Origin of the sequence: Pseudomonas sp. LS_2, from assembly GCF_042709235.1 — a bacterium.
GTDB lineage: Bacteria > Pseudomonadota > Gammaproteobacteria > Pseudomonadales > Pseudomonadaceae > Aquipseudomonas.
In genome coordinates this window covers 175,659-192,639 of record NZ_JAVAYC010000006.1, presented here as the reverse complement: position 1 = coordinate 192,639, position 16,981 = coordinate 175,659, and the positions used below count along the sequence as shown (strand labels likewise).

12 protein-coding genes are annotated in these 16,981 nt (G+C 65.7%); all 12 read right to left on the bottom strand.

Annotated features, from left to right (window positions below; genetic code table 11):
- Positions 1-31 precede the first annotated feature (31 nt).
- A complete protein-coding gene (locus tag RAC97_RS08190; RefSeq protein WP_375098622.1) occupies positions 32-6,436 on the bottom strand; it encodes an Ig-like domain-containing protein in 6,405 nt (2,134 codons plus the stop codon).
- A gap of 135 nt (positions 6,437-6,571) precedes the next feature.
- The gene (locus RAC97_RS08185; RefSeq protein WP_375098621.1) at positions 6,572-7,162 is read right to left on the bottom strand and encodes a phage tail protein; all 591 of its coding nucleotides are present in this window, start codon (positions 7,160-7,162) and stop codon (positions 6,572-6,574) included.
- A 66-nt stretch (positions 7,163-7,228) separates the two neighbouring features.
- Complete coding sequence (locus RAC97_RS08180) at positions 7,229-7,537, bottom strand: DUF6916 family protein (protein ID WP_375098620.1); 309 nt, start codon at positions 7,535-7,537, stop codon at positions 7,229-7,231.
- 14 nt (positions 7,538-7,551) lie between these two features.
- Complete coding sequence (locus RAC97_RS08175) at positions 7,552-8,046, bottom strand: GNAT family N-acetyltransferase (protein ID WP_375098619.1); 495 nt, start codon at positions 8,044-8,046, stop codon at positions 7,552-7,554.
- A gap of 318 nt (positions 8,047-8,364) precedes the next feature.
- Positions 8,365-9,369, bottom strand: a complete 1,005-nt coding sequence (locus RAC97_RS08170) for a sulfotransferase family protein (protein WP_375098618.1) — start codon at positions 9,367-9,369, stop codon at positions 8,365-8,367.
- A complete protein-coding gene (locus RAC97_RS08165) occupies positions 9,357-10,151 on the bottom strand; it encodes an aspartyl/asparaginyl beta-hydroxylase domain-containing protein (RefSeq protein ID WP_377748239.1) in 795 nt (264 codons plus the stop codon). Before RAC97_RS08165 ends, RAC97_RS08170 begins: the two co-directional genes overlap by 13 nt.
- Before the next feature lie 19 nt (positions 10,152-10,170).
- Positions 10,171-12,267 carry an HlyD family efflux transporter periplasmic adaptor subunit gene (locus RAC97_RS08160; protein ID WP_375098736.1) on the bottom strand — a complete coding sequence of 699 codons (2,097 nt, stop codon included), beginning with the start codon at positions 12,265-12,267 and terminating at the stop codon, positions 10,171-10,173.
- Positions 12,264-13,568, bottom strand: a complete 1,305-nt coding sequence (locus RAC97_RS08155; protein WP_375098616.1) for an efflux RND transporter periplasmic adaptor subunit — start codon at positions 13,566-13,568, stop codon at positions 12,264-12,266. Before RAC97_RS08155 ends, RAC97_RS08160 begins: the two co-directional genes overlap by 4 nt.
- Positions 13,565-14,341, bottom strand: a complete 777-nt coding sequence (locus RAC97_RS08150; RefSeq protein WP_375098615.1) for an efflux RND transporter periplasmic adaptor subunit — start codon at positions 14,339-14,341, stop codon at positions 13,565-13,567. The genes RAC97_RS08155 and RAC97_RS08150 overlap by 4 nt, the downstream gene beginning before the upstream one ends.
- Before the next feature lie 90 nt (positions 14,342-14,431).
- A complete protein-coding gene (locus tag RAC97_RS08145; protein WP_375098614.1) occupies positions 14,432-15,121 on the bottom strand; it encodes an RNA ligase family protein in 690 nt (229 codons plus the stop codon).
- Positions 15,118-15,660, bottom strand: a complete 543-nt coding sequence (locus RAC97_RS08140) for a hypothetical protein (protein WP_375098613.1) — start codon at positions 15,658-15,660, stop codon at positions 15,118-15,120. The genes RAC97_RS08145 and RAC97_RS08140 overlap by 4 nt, the downstream gene beginning before the upstream one ends.
- Positions 15,653-16,939 (bottom strand): DUF3696 domain-containing protein, encoded by a 1,287-nt coding sequence (locus tag RAC97_RS08135; protein WP_375098612.1) that lies wholly within the window; start codon positions 16,937-16,939, stop codon positions 15,653-15,655. The genes RAC97_RS08140 and RAC97_RS08135 overlap by 8 nt, the downstream gene beginning before the upstream one ends.
- Positions 16,940-16,981: the final 42 nt, after the last annotated feature.

Here is a 16,981-nt window from a genome sequence, read left to right as displayed (position 1 = left end):
TCTTGTCGTTGCATACGTCCTGCCCTGCCGCTCACACCTGAGGTACGCGCGCCTTGATCTGCTCCAGGGCGGCCGCCAGGTCCCTGGCCTGGCGATGCTCACCCTGGGTGATGCCTTGCAATTGCTGGCCCAGGGTCGGTGCCCCGGACAAACCCTTCCCGGCAGCTGCCTCGGCGGCCTGGCGCCATGGCTTGCCGCCGTTCAATTCGTACTGCCCGCCATCGTCGGGCATTTCCTTGCCGAAGATATTGGCCAGGCTGCTGCTGCCGAATACGCTGGCATCGCCGCCGCCAAAGCCCAGGAAGCCTGCGCCGGATCCGTTGCCGACACCGGGTTGGCTATTGCTGAACACCTGGGCGAGGAAGCTCGGTGCCAGCGCACCGTTTTGAATGAAGATGCTGCCCAGGGTCGGCACACCGCCGCCCAGGTTCGGCACTTCGAACAGCGGTGGCGGCAGCAGCGGCGACTGGAACGGTGGCGGGACCGGCGCGACGGGTTGCTGAACCTGGACAGTGGAGTCCAGAGCGGGCAGCGGCGTTGGCGTGGAGCGAAACTCTGGGTCGCCATCATTGCTGGAAAGCCCCAGCGCCCGCCCGGCGAAGCCACCGGCGATGGCGTTGCCGGCAGCGTCCTGGATTCCCGTGCCGCTGGCATTGAGCGCCAGCGCCAGGCTGCCGGCACCGGCCACGTTACCGACGTTGACCTGCCAGGTACGGCCATCGATACGCACCAGCGACAGCAAGGTGCCGCTGGCATTGCCGGTGGTCACCAGGTTGAAGTCGCTGAGGTCGACGCCGCTGACGTCTTCGCTGAAGGTCACGGTGAAGCTCTGGTTGCCCGAGGCGCCCGGCAGGTTCGGCTCGATGCTGACCACGCTCGGCGGCACGGCATCGACGATCACTGCGCTGGTATTGCCGACATTGTTCAGGGTCGGGTTCAGCGCGTTACCGGCGCCATCGTGCAGGCCACCGCTGCCGTCCACCAGCCCGGTCACCTGGATGCCGTTGCTGTCGCTGTCGCCCGTTTGCACGGTGTACTGGAACACCAGCGTGGTAGTGCCGGAGCCGGCAACATAGTCGGCCAGCACGGTACGCCCACCGATATCCAGCGAAAGCTTCGGCACACCATCGACGATCACCACTTCATCGGTGTTGACCACGAAGGTCAGGGTGTCGCCTGCGTTGTAGGTCACCCCTACCGGCACGCTGACCGAGGTGACCTGCGGCGCAACACGGTCGACGGTGTAGGTCGCGCCGACCAGCCCGCCAGTGATCGCATTGCCCGCCATGTCGGTGATGCCGGTGCCGCTGCCGTTGAGGTTCAGGCCCAGGGTGCCAATGCCGCTCACGCCGCTGACGGTGACCTGCACGGTGCGCGCGTCGATCCAGGTCAGGCCGCTGAGGGTGCCTGCTGCGCTGCCGGTGGCGACCAGCAGGAAGTCTTCGATCCCCACCCCGTTGACCGCTTCGCTGAAGGTGACCGTGTAGCGGATGCTGCTGGCGCTGCTCGGCGATGGGTCGAGCGTGACGATGCCTTGCGCGCTGGGCGCGCGGGTATCGATGACGTAGTTGTTCGAAAGGGTAATGCCGAGGCCGGCGTTGCCTGCGGTATCGCTTACCCCGGTGTTGTCCAGGATGATTAGGTTGGTGGCGTCCTCGACCCCCACGGATGGGGTGAAGGTGACGGTCCAGGTGATGTTGTCGCTGGTGCTCAGCCCGGTCAGGGTGCCATTGGCGACGAACAGGTCAGCCAGGCTGAAGCCGGTCACCGCCTCGCTGAAGGTGATGGTCACCGTGGCGGATTCACCCGCACTCAACGTCGGGTCGGCGACCACGATGCTGGCGGTGGGGCGCAGGGTGTCGACGGCATAGTTGCTCGAGGCCGTTGTGCCGGAGCCGATGTTGCCGGAGCTCACGCCGCGCACCCCGGCGTTGTCCAGCACGACCAGGTTGGTGGTGTCCTGCACATTGCTATCGGGGATGAACGTGGCGGTCCAGGTAATGCCGCCATCGGCAGAGGACAGCCCGCTCAAGGTGCCGTTGGTTGCGCTGAGGTCGGCCAACGTGAACCCGGTCACCGCCTCGCTGAAGGTGATGATCACCATGGTGGTCTCGCCCACGCGCAGGCTGGTGTCGGTCAGCACGACGGTGGCGGTGGGCTGCACGGTGCTGACCGTGTAGTTGATCGAGCTGGTGGTGCCGACGCCGCTATTGCCCGCCGTGTCGGTATAGGCGGTGTTGTCCAGGACGATGACGTTGGTGGTGTCCTGCACGTTGATGGCCGGTGTGAAGGTGGCGGTCCAGGTAATGCCACCGTCGCTGCTGCTCAACCCGCTCAGGGTGCCATTGGGCACGGTGAAATCGGCCAGCGTGAGGCCGGTGACCGCTTCACTGAAGGTGATGGTCACCGTGGTGGTCTCGCCCACGGTCAGGTTGTTGTCGGCCATGACGATGGTCGCGGTCGGGCGTACCGTGTCGATGACGTAGGCGTTCGACTGGGTAGCGCCGCTCCCGGCATTGCCGGCTGCATCGGTCACGCCGCTGTTGTCCAGGGTGATGACATTGGCGGTGCTGCTGGTAGCGGCGGCGGGCGTGAAGGTCGCTGTCCAGGTGAGCCCGCCGTCACTGCTGCTGACCGCACTCAGGGTGCCGCCACTGACCGTCAGGTCAGCGTTGGTGAAACCTGTCACCGGTTCGCTGAAGGTGATGGTCACCAGCGAAGTCTCGCCGATGCCCAGCGCGCTGTCGGCCACCACGATGGTGGCGGTCGGGCGTGCGGTGTCGATGGCGTAGTTGTTCGAGGTAGTGGTGCCGCTACCGGCATTCCCCGCTGCATCGGTCACCCCGGTATTGTCCAGGGTGATGAGGTTGACGGTGTTCTGCAGGTTGGTGGCGGGGGTGAACGTCGCCGTCCAGGTAATCCCGCCATCGCTGCTGCTGACCGCGCTGAGGGTGCCGCCATTGACCGTCAGGTCGGCATTGGTGAAGCCGCTCACCGCCTCGCTGAAGGTGATGGTCACCAGCGAGGTTTCGCCAGCCCTGAGCGCGGTGTCGGACACCACGATGGTGGCGGTCGGGCGCTGGGTGTCGATGGCGTAGTTGTTCGAGTCGGTGGTGCCGCTGCCGGCGTTGCCGGCCAGGTCGGTCACTCCGGCGTTGTTCAGGGTGATGACATTGGTGGCATCGGCGATGTTGCCGGTGGGGGTGAAGGTGGCGATCCAGGTGATGCCACCGTCGCTGCTGCTTACGGCGCTAAGGGTGCCGCCTTGCACGTTGAGGTCGAGATTGTTGAAGCCGGTTACCGCTTCGCTGAAGGTGATGGTCACCAGCGAGGTTTCGCCAGCCCTCAGTGCCGTGTCGGACACCACGATGGTGGCGGTCGGGCGCACGGTATCGATGGCGTAGTTGTTCGAGTCGGTGGTGCCCACGCCGGCATTGCCGGCCAGGTCGGTCACCCCGGCGTTGTTCAGGGTGATGATATTGGTGGCATCGGCGATGTTGCTGGTCGGGGTGAAGGTGGCGGTCCAGGTGATACCGCCATCACTGCTGGTCACGTTGCTGAGGGTGCCGTTGGCGATGGTCAGGTCGGCATTGGTGAAGTTGGTCACCGCCTCGCTGAAGGTGATGGTCACCTGCGAGGTTTCGCCAATTCTCAGCGCGGTGTCGGCAACCACGATGGTAGCCGTCGGCGGCACGGTTTCGCGGACCGCGACATTCACCGTGGCCGCTGCCGAGGTGCCGCCGTCGCCATCGTTGACGGTGATGCTCACCGCGCGGGTGGCCTGGCCGATGCCATTGCTGGCGTTGCTGTTGTCGTAGGTCAGGCTGCGGATCAGCGCCTGCACTGCCGCCGCGTTGGCATTGGCGTTGAAGGTCACCACCAGGTTGGCACCTCCCGTGCCGCCGCTGACGGTACCGATGGTGACGCCGCCGAAGGTGACGTTGTTGCCGCTGACGGCGATCTGCCCCAGGTTGCGAATGCCCAGCACGTCTTCGCTGCCAACGCCGTTGCCGACCGCCACGGTGAGGTTGCCACCCGCGAAGTCGCTGGAGTCGCTGTCGGTGACCGTGGCGTTGCCGCCCGCATCCAGCAGCACACTGCCACCGCCTTGGTTGTAGTTGGCGGTGTCGCCGTTGACGTTGCCGATCACCGGTACGGCATTGAGCGGCATCACCACCACCGAGGCGGTGCGTACGGTACTGCCCATGTCGTCGTTGACCGCCACGGTCACGCTGCGGGTGCCAGAGGTGTAGGCGGGGTTGGCGTTGTTGTACTGCACCGAGGCCAAGACGGCGCGGTACTGGGCCAGGGTGGCGACGCCGCTCAGGCTCAGCACCGAGGTGCCCGAACCGCTGATGGTGATGCCGTAGCTGGCCGCCAGGCTGATCTGCCCGGCACTCAAGGTGAGGGTTTCGCTGCCGCCGTCCAGTTGCCCGGAAAGCGTCAAGGTAGCGCCGCTGACCTGGGTGTCGCCGTCGGTCTGGCTGAGGTCGATGTTCGGCACGATCGCCACCGGGGTGCCGGAGTAGTTCACTGTGCTGTTGTTGCCGCCGCTGCTGGTGTCCAGGTCGACTACCGGGGGGGCGCTGTACAGCACCTCGTATGCACCGATGTCGACCGCGCCACCCCGTGGGCGGTCGAAGCCGCGCAGGTCGGTGGTGGGGGCTCCGCTTGCCGTGCCTTGGTCGATGGCGTTGGTGGCGTTGGCGGCCAGGCGGTAGTCGCCGGCGGCGGCGTTGACGAAGTTCACCGGGACGCCGATCAGGTTGGTGGTGCTGGTGTAGCCACCGCCGACACCGCCATTGGTAGCGGCATCGGCGGCCACGCCGTCGACCGTGTTGCCGGTGAGAATGCTGTTCTGCACGGTGACGGTCCCGGCCCCCCCGCTCGCCCAACCGATCCCTGCGGAATTGATGGTGCCGCTGCTGGCGTTGAGGTAGGTGTTGTCGGCGATGGTGCTGTTGATGATGCGCACCGAGCCACCGGTGTTGCTCAGCACGATCACCGAGGCACCGGCGATGGTACCGGTGGCGCCGTAGGTGCCGGTGTTGCGGTAGATCGCGACGTTCTCCAGCACATGGTTGTTCGCACCACCCAGGCGCACCAGCGAGGACATGCCGACCCCGCCGACGATACTGGCGTCGTTGTCATGGATGGTGGTGTTGCGCACCACCACCGTGGAACCTGCCGTGGTGGCCGAGTTGATCACCGTGCCGGCGTTGTTCTGGAAGTTCGAGTCCTCGAGGGTGATCGAACCGCCGTTGGCACGAATGGCCCCGCCTGCGACGTTGTTGGAGAAGTGCCGGAAGTCGAGGTTGCGCACCGTCAGCACACCGTTGGTGTTGCTCTGCAGCCCAGACGACTCGTTGGCATCGCGCGCGCCATTGTTGTTGACGTCGCCGCTCAGGATGATGTCGCCCACCCCATCGCCGTCGACGTCGCCATTGATGATGATTTCACTGCTGACCAGCAGTGCGCTGGCACTGCTCCAGCGAATCGTCGCGCCCTTGAGCGACTGGTCGAAAACGATGATATCGGCGCCGCCGACGCTGCCCGCCGCCGAGCCATCCACCGAAAGGTTGGTGTTGGCCGCCTGGATCGCCTCGGCCAGCGACACCTTGCCGTTGGCTGCGACCGAGGAAGCGTCGGTATCGGTCACGGTGATGGTGGCCAGCGAAGTGTGGAACCCCGACATATCGCCGCGCTGCACACCGGTACCGCTGGCGACCACGCCCGCCACGGTCTCCAGCGCCCAGTCCTCGCCAGCCCGGTTGCCGGTGGAGTCGGAAGACGCCGCCACATCGGCGCCGGTCAGCCGCGCGACTTCGTTGACGAAGGCCTGGCCGCTGTCGCCGGCGCCGGTATTGCAGGCGAAGAAGCGGATATCGCCACCGGCCACCAGGCTGTCGCCGATGCGCGCCAGGTCTGCCGCGTGGCTGGCCAGCTGGTTGCCCCAGATGGCATTGCCGGCCAGGTACACATAGCCTTTGTCGCCGTGGCTGATGATGTCGATGGACGACACGTCGGTGCGCCCGGCGAGGTAGTCGGCAATCTGCTTGAAGCCGTCCTTGCTGTTGTCCAGCACCACCACCTCGACGCCCTCGGGCAGGCCGGCGATGAGTTTCTGGTAGTCGCTGACGGCCGAATCGATGAACACCACCTCACGGCCCGCCGACGCCGCTGGCGCCTCTGCGGTGCCAGGTGCGGCGTCATGGGCGGCGGCGGCATCCTTGGGGTTGCTGGTGTCGGTGGGGGCTGCGCTGGTGTCCTTGCCGGTGGCTGCCTTGGCAGCTTCGACGGCCTGGGCGCCCTGGTCGGCAACCACCGCCACCGAGGCGTCGAACATCATGCGCGGCTCCAGGGCCTGGATGAGGCTCGTCCGCGGCGCGCAGATAGCGGGTTGGGAGGTGCGCTTGCCACGTTTCCAGAATGCCATGATGAACCTCGATCAGCCCCAGGGCTGGTTGTTCCTGCCGCGCCGGGTGGGCGCAGGCGTGTGCGTTGTGAAAAACCTCGACGGGCCATGGGGCGCGAAGTGCGGCCCATGGCCCGTCCTGGCAGTCGCCCGGCCTCAGTTACGCGAAGGGAAGATGCCTGCGGTTGCGATGATGTAGTTGACGCCCAGGTAAGGGCTGCGGGTCGACACCGGCAAGTTGCTGCCAGTGATGAATCCGGTGGCTGTACCGTGGACGTTGAACGGCGCCAGCGTGGTGTTGGGCTGTTCGCTGGAGTAGATGTCCACCGTCACGCCGGAGCCGCTGGTATCGTGGGCCGTGCCCAGCACACTGGTGTTGGATGGCGCAGCCAGGTTGGCATTGGCCGTATTCGATACCGGGATCGCCACCGCCACGTTGAGCTGGTTCAGGGTGACGCCCACCGACGGCATGTTCGACTGAAGCAGGGTCACCTGCTCGGTACCGGCCTGCTCCCCCAGCACGATCGAGCTCAAGCCTGGCCCCTGCCCCGCACCGATCGGGCTGCGGCCACGCAGGTCAGGCAGGCCGAAGGTGGTCTGGCCATTGCCGCCGTAGGTGGTACCGAGGATCGAGTACAGCGCGCTGTTCTGCGCGATGCTCAGCAACTGGCCTTGGCAGAACGCCCAGCCGCGTGGGGCGAAGTTGCCGCCGAAAATAATGATTTCACCCAGGAATGGCTCACTCATCTACTGCGCTCCTTTGATGGTGCTGCGAGCACGGGCCACCTGGCCCGCGGAATCCGTTTCTGGCCGTCAGGCCGGCCTGTCCATGTGGAACACCGCTTGCAGCACGGGGCGGCCATCGGTGTCCGGTAGCGTCGGGGTCATCAGCAGCAGCCAGCCTTCCTCACCGGGTGGCGACAGGCGGAACACCGCCTGGGGCAGCACCACGCCATGGGGCAGGGCGAAATCCGCCGAAAAGCACTGGTAACGCGGCGACATCGCCACGCCGTCGGTTACGGCGAGCAACTGCGCGTCGAGCGCCTGGTCCTCGCCGATCCACAGTTGGAACAGGCTGCCCATGGCGTCTTGCAGGGCTTGCTGGGTGGGCATGACGTACATGTCGCGGTCCTTGTTCAGGCGGGGGTGGCGGTGGCGAGGGCTGGGCGGCGCATTTTCAGGTAGACGCCGTTCTCGCCGACCTCCTGGAAGCCATTGCGTTGGTACAGGCGCAACGCCGGGTTGTGTGCCGTGACATGCAAGCCGGCGCTCAAGCCCAGGGCATCGGCCTGCACCAGCCATTCGGCCATCAGCTGCGAACCGATGCCCTGCCCTTGCCAGGCGGGCAGCAGTGCGGTGTCGATGATTTGCAGGTGGCTGTCGGTCCACAGCAGGTAGGCGCGGCCGATGGGCTGGCCTGCCGCTTCGATGACGAGGAACTGGCCGTCGGCGAAGTGCGCGTGGTAGTAGTCGTGCTGGGCCTGGAACTGCTGGGTGAGAAACGTCTCGATGGCCGCTGTGTCCCAAGGGGTATGGGCCATTTCTTCGGCACGGGTGCTGGCATACAGGTCGCGCAGGAAGCCGAGGTCGGCGTCCACGCAGGGGCGAAGGGAAACCACGGGTGTTGGCATGATGTGTCTGGCTTCCTTGCTAGCGACCCCGACTGGGCAGCGGACATCCGGGGGTCAATTGTCCTACACGATGGCTTGAGCGTAGCCGATCGATCAGGCATTTTGCCATTATCACTCGTCGGATAATCTTTTATTTTTACAAACACCCGTTTGAAGGCTTTTGACGCCGGTTTTCAGGCGAAATCGGGCCCCGCAAAGCGCTTTTGCCCACGAACACCGGGAGGGCCGGTGCCATACGCCGCAGCTTTGCTCCGCGTTGCCTGGCCAGGGCTTCGCCCTGGTTCGCGGGCAAGCCCGCTCCTACAAGGATCGCGGGGGTCAGCTATCGAGAAGGGCTGGTGCAGCACAACCCAGGCGAACCGCTTCCAGCTCTGCATAAGGCGCCCAGGCCCAGCGCTGCACCGCTTCGCGCACCGCGGCACCGGCTTCGTCACGCTTGCGCCGGGTGTCGTCGCTGAAGGTCATGGCCGGCTGCTTGGCATCGAACGCGGCAATCTGTTGCAAACGCTCGATATCTTCCGACGTCACCCCCAGCAACGGCGCCAAGCGCCCCCAGACGACATGGGGCAGTTCGCTGTAGTTCAGCGCGATGCCTCCATGATCGCTACACAACTCCAACCCTGCCCGCAAGATTTCCCCCATCATCCGGCTGGTGTACTCCACCGGCCCCATGCGCTGGGCGTCGGGCAGCAGGCGGTCCAGTACCGACGGCCCCAGCAGCCCCGGCACCCGGTGCATGCCAGCCTGGCGCAGTTGCGAGACGACGATTTCCAGCGGGTCGCGGTACAGGAAGACCCTTGGCGTGTCCGGGTACAGCGCTGCCAGCAGCGGCGCTTCGAACACATTCCAGGCATCGAGCTTGATCACCAGCTGGCGCTCGTCGCCGCGCCGCTGCTGGCCGTAGGCCGAGAGCAGCGCTTCCACCGCGCGCGGCTGCCAGGCAGCGGCCTTCGGGTCGAACAGGTGGGCACGCAGCAGGTTGTCCAGTGGCGGCGGCTCGGACAACACCACGTTGCGCTCAAGGCCCGCCAGCAACTGCGCCACCAAGGTCGAACCGCAGCGCGAGGCATGGAACACCAGCACGCCCGGCGCCAGGCCCGGGCTGCGGGCTTGCCAGTCGAACAGTGCCGCAAGCCCGGTTTCCCGGCGCAGGGCCTGGTTGAACGGCAGGCGCAGGGCGATATCCACATCGTCGCGGAAAAACGGCTGGGTCAACCGTTGCTCGCCGAACCAACACCAATCCACCCGCCATTCGCCATCGCGCAGCCAGGTGCGAATCGGCAGCCAGCCGGAAAAATCGCCTTCATTGCCTAGACGCGCCATTGGTCGCTCCACGCCTGCTTGCCTTGGCGCATCGCGCCCCTTACCTCGGCCTCGGAAAACTCCAGCCCCAGCCGCTGGCACTCACGCAGCACCTGGGCGATGAACGCCTGTGGCTCGCCCAGCGCCTGCAAGCGTCTTGCGAGAGCGGGGTCGGCCACGACGCATTCGCGAAAATGGGCGAAATCCCGCCCAGCCCTGCCCAACTGCAAGGCCGGGGTCTGGGCCAGGCCTTGGTCGATCAGGGCCAGCAAGGCCGGGTCGGCCTCGCAGTCGATCACCAGGTGCACCCGCTCCCGCGCACTGGGGTTGTTCACCCGGTGCGGGCGCGACAGGTCGAGGAACCAGCACTCGCCAGGGCGCATCGGCACCTGCAAGCCATCAACCAGGAACGCCACGCCCTCGGGGCTGAGCAGCGGCACGTGCAAGCGCAGGCAGCCGCCGGGGCTGCCGAGGTCGGGGTCGCGATGTTCGTGAATGCGCGCCCCCGGCCCCAGGCGCAGGAGCCTGGCCGCGCGCACCTTGGCGGGCCAGCGTTGCAGAAGCGCCTGCCAGGCCGGCTCGTCACGCCACCAGGCACTGTGTACCGGCGCGCCGAGGCCGGGCGCCAAGGGCAGCGGTGCATCCTCGGCGGCCACCAGGGACACGCCGCTCCAGTCGCCCTCGTGGTAGTCACGGTTGAAATGCGCCTGCCAGGCCTCGGCATCGAGCCGTGCCAAGGCTTGCAGCAAATCGGCCAGGTCGATGGCCAGCGGTAGTCGGGAACAACGCGGCAGGTCGGGCATGCCGGCTCCTGTTCAATCTCTAGAAACCACTCTCTCGTACCCCCAGCGCCGCCATCCGGCGCCAGGCAGCCCCCAGCAACGATTCACGCACCCCACTCAACACCACCACGCCACGCTGCGGCTGTTGCAACTCGCCAGCCTCGTCGAGCAAGGCCAGGCGCACGCCATATTGGGCCTGCAGCGGTTCGGCGCGTTGCTGGGCATCGCGGCGCACGGCAATCGGGCCGTGGCGGTCGGAGGCCAGCGCTTCGATTTCCAGGAAGCCCACACCGGTGGCATCCACCTGCTCCAGGCGCACGCCCAGCGCCGCACGCGCCGGATCGTCGGCGATGAAGCGCCCTTCGCTGCCAGGGCCTACGCGCCACAACGCATCTTCGGCCAGGTAGCCGCGCAGGCGCAGGCCCGGCTCGACCACCCGCGCCAGCACCTGCCCCGCCCCCAGCCACTGGCCAGGCACCAGGTTGGCCGGCAGGTCACGCAGCACGCCCGCCTGCGGCGCGCGCAGTTGCAGGCGCTCGCGTTGCGCGGCAATGCCGCGAAACTCGGCCACCGCCTCGGCCAGGCGCTGTTCGAGAATGCCTGCATCGCTCGCCGTGGCGCTGCGGCCAGACTGACGCCGCAACATCAATTGCAGGATGTCGATTTCGCGACGCACGATGGCCTGGCGCGAATCCAGGTCAGGCGACTCCAGCTCCATCAGCAACTCGCCTTGTTGCACCGCCTGGCCATCGCGGACATGCACCGCCTTCAGGCGTGCCGCCACCGGCGCATGCACCCCCCCTACCCGCGCCGCCTCGAGCAGCGCCGGCACTTCCACCGCACTGCGCCAGGGCACGGCCAGCAGCAACAACAACAGCGCCAGAGCCCCCACGGTCAGCAGCACCTTGCGTGGCTCGGCTTGCTCGCGACGCTGCCACCATTGCTGCATTTCCTTCCACACCGGCAGGCCGATGAACCACACCAGCTCCACCACCATCAGGAAGATGCCCAGCACCTTGAAGAACAGGTGGTACACCGCCAGTGCGATCCCCAGGAACAGCACCGCGCGCCACAGCCAGGCGCCATAACCCCACACCAGCAGGCGCTTGCGCATGGGCGCAGGCCAGGCCTCGGGGGGCGGTTCGCCGTAGCCGAACAGCGCCTCGCGCAGGCGCCAGCGGCACAGGGCGAAAGCACGGTTCTGCAGGTTCTCGATGCCCCACAGGTCGCTGATGATGAAATAGCCGTCGAACCGCATGAAGGGGTTGAGGTTGATCGCCAGGGTGGTGATCCAGGTGGCACTGGCCAGCATGAACGCCGCCGTGCGCGCCGGCCCGTCAGGCAGCAGCGACCAGGCCAGCAGCGCCAGTACCGCCAGTACCAGCTCGGCGAAGATCCCGCCGGCGTCGATCAGCAAGCGCGAACGTCGGTCGCTCACGCGCCAGGCATCGCTGACGTCGGTGTAGAACATCGGCAGCAACACCATGAACGCCAGCCCCATGCTCTGCACCCGGCAGCCCGCGCGCTTGGCCATGAAGGCGTGGCCGAACTCATGGCACAGCTTGGCGAAGGTCAGCGCGATGCCGAACGCCAGCACACCGCCGAAGCTGAACAGGTGCGGGAAGGTGGCGATGAACCGCGACCAGTCGCGGATCACCAGAAACAGCCCCAGCGCCAGCAACAGCGGCAGGCCCAGGCGCAAGATCCAGCCGCCGTGGCGCTGCAGCACCGGCCAGGCGCGGTTGAGGAACGGGTCAGGGCGCCACAGCGGAATACGGAAGAACAGGTATTGGTGCAGCACCCGCGTCCACAGGCCCTGGCGCGTGGCGGCGGCCTTGGCGGCATAGCTTTCGCGCTGGGCGGCGTCCTGGGCGCTGAGCAGGTCGTATTGGCCGAGGAAATGAAACAGGTCTTCCAGCGCGTCGGCGTCCAGCGGCACGCCCGGCTCGGCATTGGCAGCGGCCAGCACCCGCTGCGGCTCACCCAGTGCCCAGTGGCGCAGCAGGCGCACGGCACTGGCGCCGAGCTTGAAGTAGCGACCACGCAGGGGGTCGGCCAGGGTCCATTGCGGGGCACCGTCGAGGCCGGGGGCGGCCGGCGACAGCTGCAAATCCGCGCGCAGGGCGGGCAGCATCAGAAGCCCAACCCTTGACGCAGGGCGGCCAGCGGCCGACGCAGCAGGTAATAGGCCAGCGGCGCACGCTCGCCATACAGCTTGGCGGTGCCACGCAGGCCGATACGCGGAGGGGCTTCATCGAAGCGCGCGTCGAGGCGGTAGGCCAGTTGCCCGGCTGCCGTGGCCTGGGCTTCGTAGGCGGCGCGTTCGAGAGCGGCGCTGTGGCGGTGCAGCGGGTCGCTGTCGAGGAACAACGCCACTTCGGCACCGTGCTGCAGGCCAATGGCATCGCCGATCGGCAATTCGATACGCAGTTCGGCCTGGGCCGGGTCGGCCAGTTGCATCAGGCGCTCGCCCGTCTGCACGGGCTTGCCGGTCCAGCGCTCGGCATCGGCGAACACCGCGATACCGGCGCGTTCGGCGCGGATCTCGCTACGCGCCAGCAGCTGGCGGGCGTAGTCGAGTTCGGCACGTTTCTGTTCCACCCGCGCGGCGAGCAGGTCCAGGCGCGCCCCCGACTCGGCGTCGCTGAACGCGCGCTGGGTATTGGCCTTTAGCTCGGCCTCGGCCACCCCCAGCGAACGCTCGGCGACATCGGCCTGGGCCTTGAGGGTGGTGGCATCGAAGCGCACCAGCAAATCGCCGGCAGCGACCTCCTGGTTGGGCTTGACCAGGAATTCGGCGACCACCCCCTCCAGGGGGGCGGTGACCACGCGACCGCCTAGCGGCACTACTTCGGCAGGCGCCAGCACCGACTGACGCACCGGCACCAGCAGCAACAACGACACCGCGCCCAGCACCAGCAGCAAGCGCCGTCTGGGCCAGCGCAGGCGCCAGGGTTTGCCTGGGCGCAGGGCCTGCCAGGCGTGGGCATAGGTTTGCCCCAGCTGGGCCAGCAGGGTTTGTTCGGCAGGGCTGAAGGGCTGGTCGCGGGCTAGCCACAGGCCGCCGAAGGGTTCGCCCTGACGGTCGAGCAAGGGCAGCCAGTAGGCGTGGGCGGCTGACAATGACTGCCAGTCGAGCAAGGTCTGCTCGTCCTGCCCGGCAGGGTCCACCGCCTGGGCCTGGGCCGGCAAGGCGGCAGACGCGCGCTCGACGAAGGCGACAAACGGCGCGTTGGCCTCTACCACGCTGATACCCGTCAGCGCCTGTACCTTACCGGCGATCAGCAAGGCGGCATGGCGAAAACCAAACAGCGCCTGGCCATCGTTGACCATGGAAAACGCCAGCTGCTCGCTGCTGCTGGCCTGGCGCGCCTGCTGTTGAAGACCGAGAAACAACGCGAACACGCGCTCGGCCGTCACCTGCGCGGCGGCGGTCATTGCAGCTCCGCGAAGCGTGCCGTGCCGCTCATGCCGGCCAGCAGGCCCTTGGCATCGCCGGGCAACTCGCCGATCAGCAGCAACGTCTGGCTACCCTCATCGATACGCGCGCCCACGCGCTTGACCTGCGCCCGCAGCGGCGTACCGGTTTCGTCGGGGATGAAGTCGAACGCCTGCCCCGGCTTGAGCCGCCCCAGCCACCGCGACGGCACCAGCAGCTGGATTTCCAGCGAACGGTTGTCCACCACCTCCAGCAACGGTGCACCGCTGGACACGCTTTCATGGGGCTGGGCGCGACGCTGTACCACGCGGCCATCGAACGGTGCGTTGACCACGCAGCGCTTGACCTGCACCTGGTACACCTGGGCTTCGGCCTGGGCCTGGGCTTGCTTGGCTTCGGCCAGGGAAACGGCGAACTGCCCTACCGACTTGAGCGCAGCCAGTTGCCGGTTGTGGTTGAGTTCTTCGCGCGCCGCCCGCACAGAGGCCTGGGCGGCATTGAGCTGAGCCTGGTAGGCGCTGCAATCGAAGCGCGCCAGCACGGCGCCTTTCTTGAAGTCTTCGCCATCGGCGTAGGGCATTTCGACGATGCGCCCGGCCAGCTCGCTTGCCAGCACCGCCTGGTCGCGGGCGCGCAGCACGCCTCGGGCGTTCTGGCCAGTGGCGTCGGCCACGGGGGCATCGAGCAGCGGGTCGGAGGACGGCTCGCTAGCCTGGCTCGGCGGCAGGTACAACACACTCAAGGCCAGGATCAGGCCGATACCACGATGCATGTTGCGCACTCCATTGCCAGCGTTGGTGGCCGGAGTGTACGAAAAAACTGATGGCACGAATACATCACCCGACAGACAGAATCGCACTCGCTAGAACTTGATGCGGTTCCACTCTATTGGTCGGCTTCGCCAGTGCTCTTCGATGGTTTGGGAGAAGTCGGCCCGCACCAGCTTGCCGCGTGAATGCAGCCAGGCGCCGTCGTCTCTGCGCACTACAAGACCTTCCATCGGCCCTTCCCGATAATGGCTTTGCCAGGCCTCGAGAAATTCCTCCAGTTTCGAGGGGGTCACAGCCCCGCGAAATAGACAAGGCACCACTGCGACACCGAGCTGCCGAGCAAGCCTGTTGCGCTCGGCCACGCTCCAGAAACGTCCGGCCCGGCGGTCGTAGACGTCGAACATCAGCCACCAGTCCGGCAGGCTGGCGTAACCCAGCGAGTGACGTGCAGCGCACCATTCGCCAAACAGAATGAGCTCGGGGTTGCCGCTCAGCACGTCGAACAGGTGGTCTTCATGCTGACGCAGCCATTGCTCCAGGCGTGCGAACTGCCCGGAAAAAGGTGGAATCAGGTAGGTACCGCGGTTTTGCATCTGCACATTGCCGTGTGAATCGATGGAAATACCCACGTTGGCGCCATCGAGTTTTTCCTCGACCGTCACTTCTCCGGCGAGCAGCTCACGCAGGGCCGAGGCTGACAAGAGCTTGTCGTCCCGCGGCAATTCGGCCCCTTTCGCGGCGAACAGGTGAGGCGTGGATGGGAAACGAAAGAACTCGCTCATGTCTTCTTCTGTTTCTTCGCACGCCACCTGGGACGCAGCCATTGCTCTTCCAGCAGGTGCTCGGCCTCGACCCCGGCGCTCTTGAGCGCCTTTTCGCAATCCAACCAGTCGGTGTCGCAGGCATTCACCAGTTTGCTGGTATGCCCGTCGACCTTGGCCTCGAGCACTGCCGCTACCATCTTCCGGTCTTCACGATCGGTGACTGCCTTGGTCAAGGCATCAGACAGCTTGGCGTGGCCATTCTGATCGACATCGAAATACACCCAGGCTACCTGCCCCCTGGAAATCTTGTGCTGCATCATCAATAGGCCGTAGTTCTGCTCGCTCAGCTTGTTTCGATATTCGTTGGAAATATGCCCCTCGACATCGAGGACCATGTGCCGATCGACATCCTTGTGAAAAGCCTCGACCCACTTCAGTACCGTCTGAAGGTGCTCCGCCTCCTGCAAGGGTGTCGCATGAGCCTCGAAGGGAGAGTCTTGATGGGCCGCACTCGCAACGATCAGCACATTCGTATCGACCACGCGAGTATCAGCCATTGGCGCGCTCCCGCATCCGCTTGGCACGTGCCTTCGCCTGCTCCAACGCCTCGCCTACGCTGTCGCCGAAGAAGTTTTCCGGCCAGTTGCTGACCGCACCGAACTCATCGACCTCGAGCTTCTGCAAAATTGCGTTCTTCGCCCGCCGCTTGACGAAGTACATAGAGACGTCCTCACGCTGGGCCTTGTCGGTAGCGATGAGCGTCTGCATGCGCCTGAACAGGTGCTCCGAGTGGGTCTCGATGATGAACTGGACGTTACGCTGCCTGGCCACTTCCACGAACAACTCCGCCAGGATCGACTGCGCAAGGGGGTGTAGGTGGATCTCCGGCTCTTCGAGAATGATGGTGCTTCCCGGCGCGGCGAAGTAGGCAACGACCAATACCGGCAATACCTGGGAAACGCCGATCCCCACATCGCGCAGGTTACAGGCCACACCATCGCGGTGGACGATCAGTTCATATCGGTTCGAACGCCCCTGCTGGCGAACTTCCAAGCGCTGCGCGACCTTCATGCGGGAAAGCCATTTGGAAACGCCATCAACGATGTAGCTCTGGTCCTCCGAGCGCAACAGGGCGCTGGCCAACAACGCGCCGATAGCGTTGCTTCCGTCGCTCCCTACATCGCCAGGCTTGCTCTTGTTCCAGGGGTAATCGCGCTCGGGCTTGCGACGTAGAGGGCCAAGGTAGCTGATGCCTTCAAGTTCGCGTCGAATCGAAAGGCTCAAGTCTTCGACGAGAGGCCCATCTTGGTCGAGATCGGCAACCGCGTCGGCGGAGAAAGAGATGGAGCGTTCCGGAGCATAGTGCCGCCCTTTGAATCGAGGCTGTGCTTCGTTATCCACGAATACGGAGAAGGCACCACGATCCCTTCGTACGCATCGGAATTCGCGCTTGTCCGTCCACAACGTCAACTCCTGAACCGCCACGCTTCCGCTGGCGGTCTTTCCGTACCAAGCCTCCAATCCCCCCGACGGCACTCGTGCATCGGCACGCTGAAAGTGGAAGCTGATCGAAAACTGGCGGGGTGATTCCGCGCCTTGCCTTAGCACGCTGTCGAAATCACCGAAGCTGAAGAGGTCGTTGATTTCGTCTCCACCCAAGTTGAGATGCACCGTGCGGTCTGGCGACTGGACCGTCTGCTTCAGCAGCAAAAGGCTCTGCAGCAGCGAAGACTTACCGGACGAGTTGGTACCCAGCACCATGGTTACGGGTGTCAAAGCCACCGCACCGGTGTCCTTCCATGCCTTGAAGTTGGTCAACCACAGCGAGGTGAACAAGTGGGATATCTCCTTGATAAAAGCTTGAGCGCCTCCAGAGAT

What these genes read in the sequence shown, in the direction of transcription:
- RAC97_RS08170 (WP_375098618.1), bottom strand. Translation starts at nt 9,369, where the DNA reads ATGGCGCGTCTAGGCAATGAAGGCGATTTTTCCGGCTGGCTGCCGATT.
- RAC97_RS08185 (WP_375098621.1), bottom strand. Translation starts at nt 7,162, where the DNA reads ATGAGTGAGCCATTCCTGGGTGAAATCATTATTTTCGGCGGCAACTTC.
- RAC97_RS08145 (WP_375098614.1), bottom strand. Translation starts at nt 15,121, where the DNA reads ATGAGCGAGTTCTTTCGTTTCCCATCCACGCCTCACCTGTTCGCCGCG.
- RAC97_RS08165 (WP_377748239.1), bottom strand. Translation starts at nt 10,151, where the DNA reads ATGCCCGACCTGCCGCGTTGTTCCCGACTACCGCTGGCCATCGACCTG.
- RAC97_RS08190 (WP_375098622.1), bottom strand. Translation starts at nt 6,436, where the DNA reads ATGGCATTCTGGAAACGTGGCAAGCGCACCTCCCAACCCGCTATCTGC.
- RAC97_RS08140 (WP_375098613.1), bottom strand. Translation starts at nt 15,660, where the DNA reads ATGGCTGATACTCGCGTGGTCGATACGAATGTGCTGATCGTTGCGAGT.
- RAC97_RS08180 (WP_375098620.1), bottom strand. Translation starts at nt 7,537, where the DNA reads ATGTACGTCATGCCCACCCAGCAAGCCCTGCAAGACGCCATGGGCAGC.
- RAC97_RS08155 (WP_375098616.1), bottom strand. Translation starts at nt 13,568, where the DNA reads ATGACCGCCGCCGCGCAGGTGACGGCCGAGCGCGTGTTCGCGTTGTTT.
- RAC97_RS08175 (WP_375098619.1), bottom strand. Translation starts at nt 8,046, where the DNA reads ATGCCAACACCCGTGGTTTCCCTTCGCCCCTGCGTGGACGCCGACCTC.
- RAC97_RS08150 (WP_375098615.1), bottom strand. Translation starts at nt 14,341, where the DNA reads ATGCATCGTGGTATCGGCCTGATCCTGGCCTTGAGTGTGTTGTACCTG.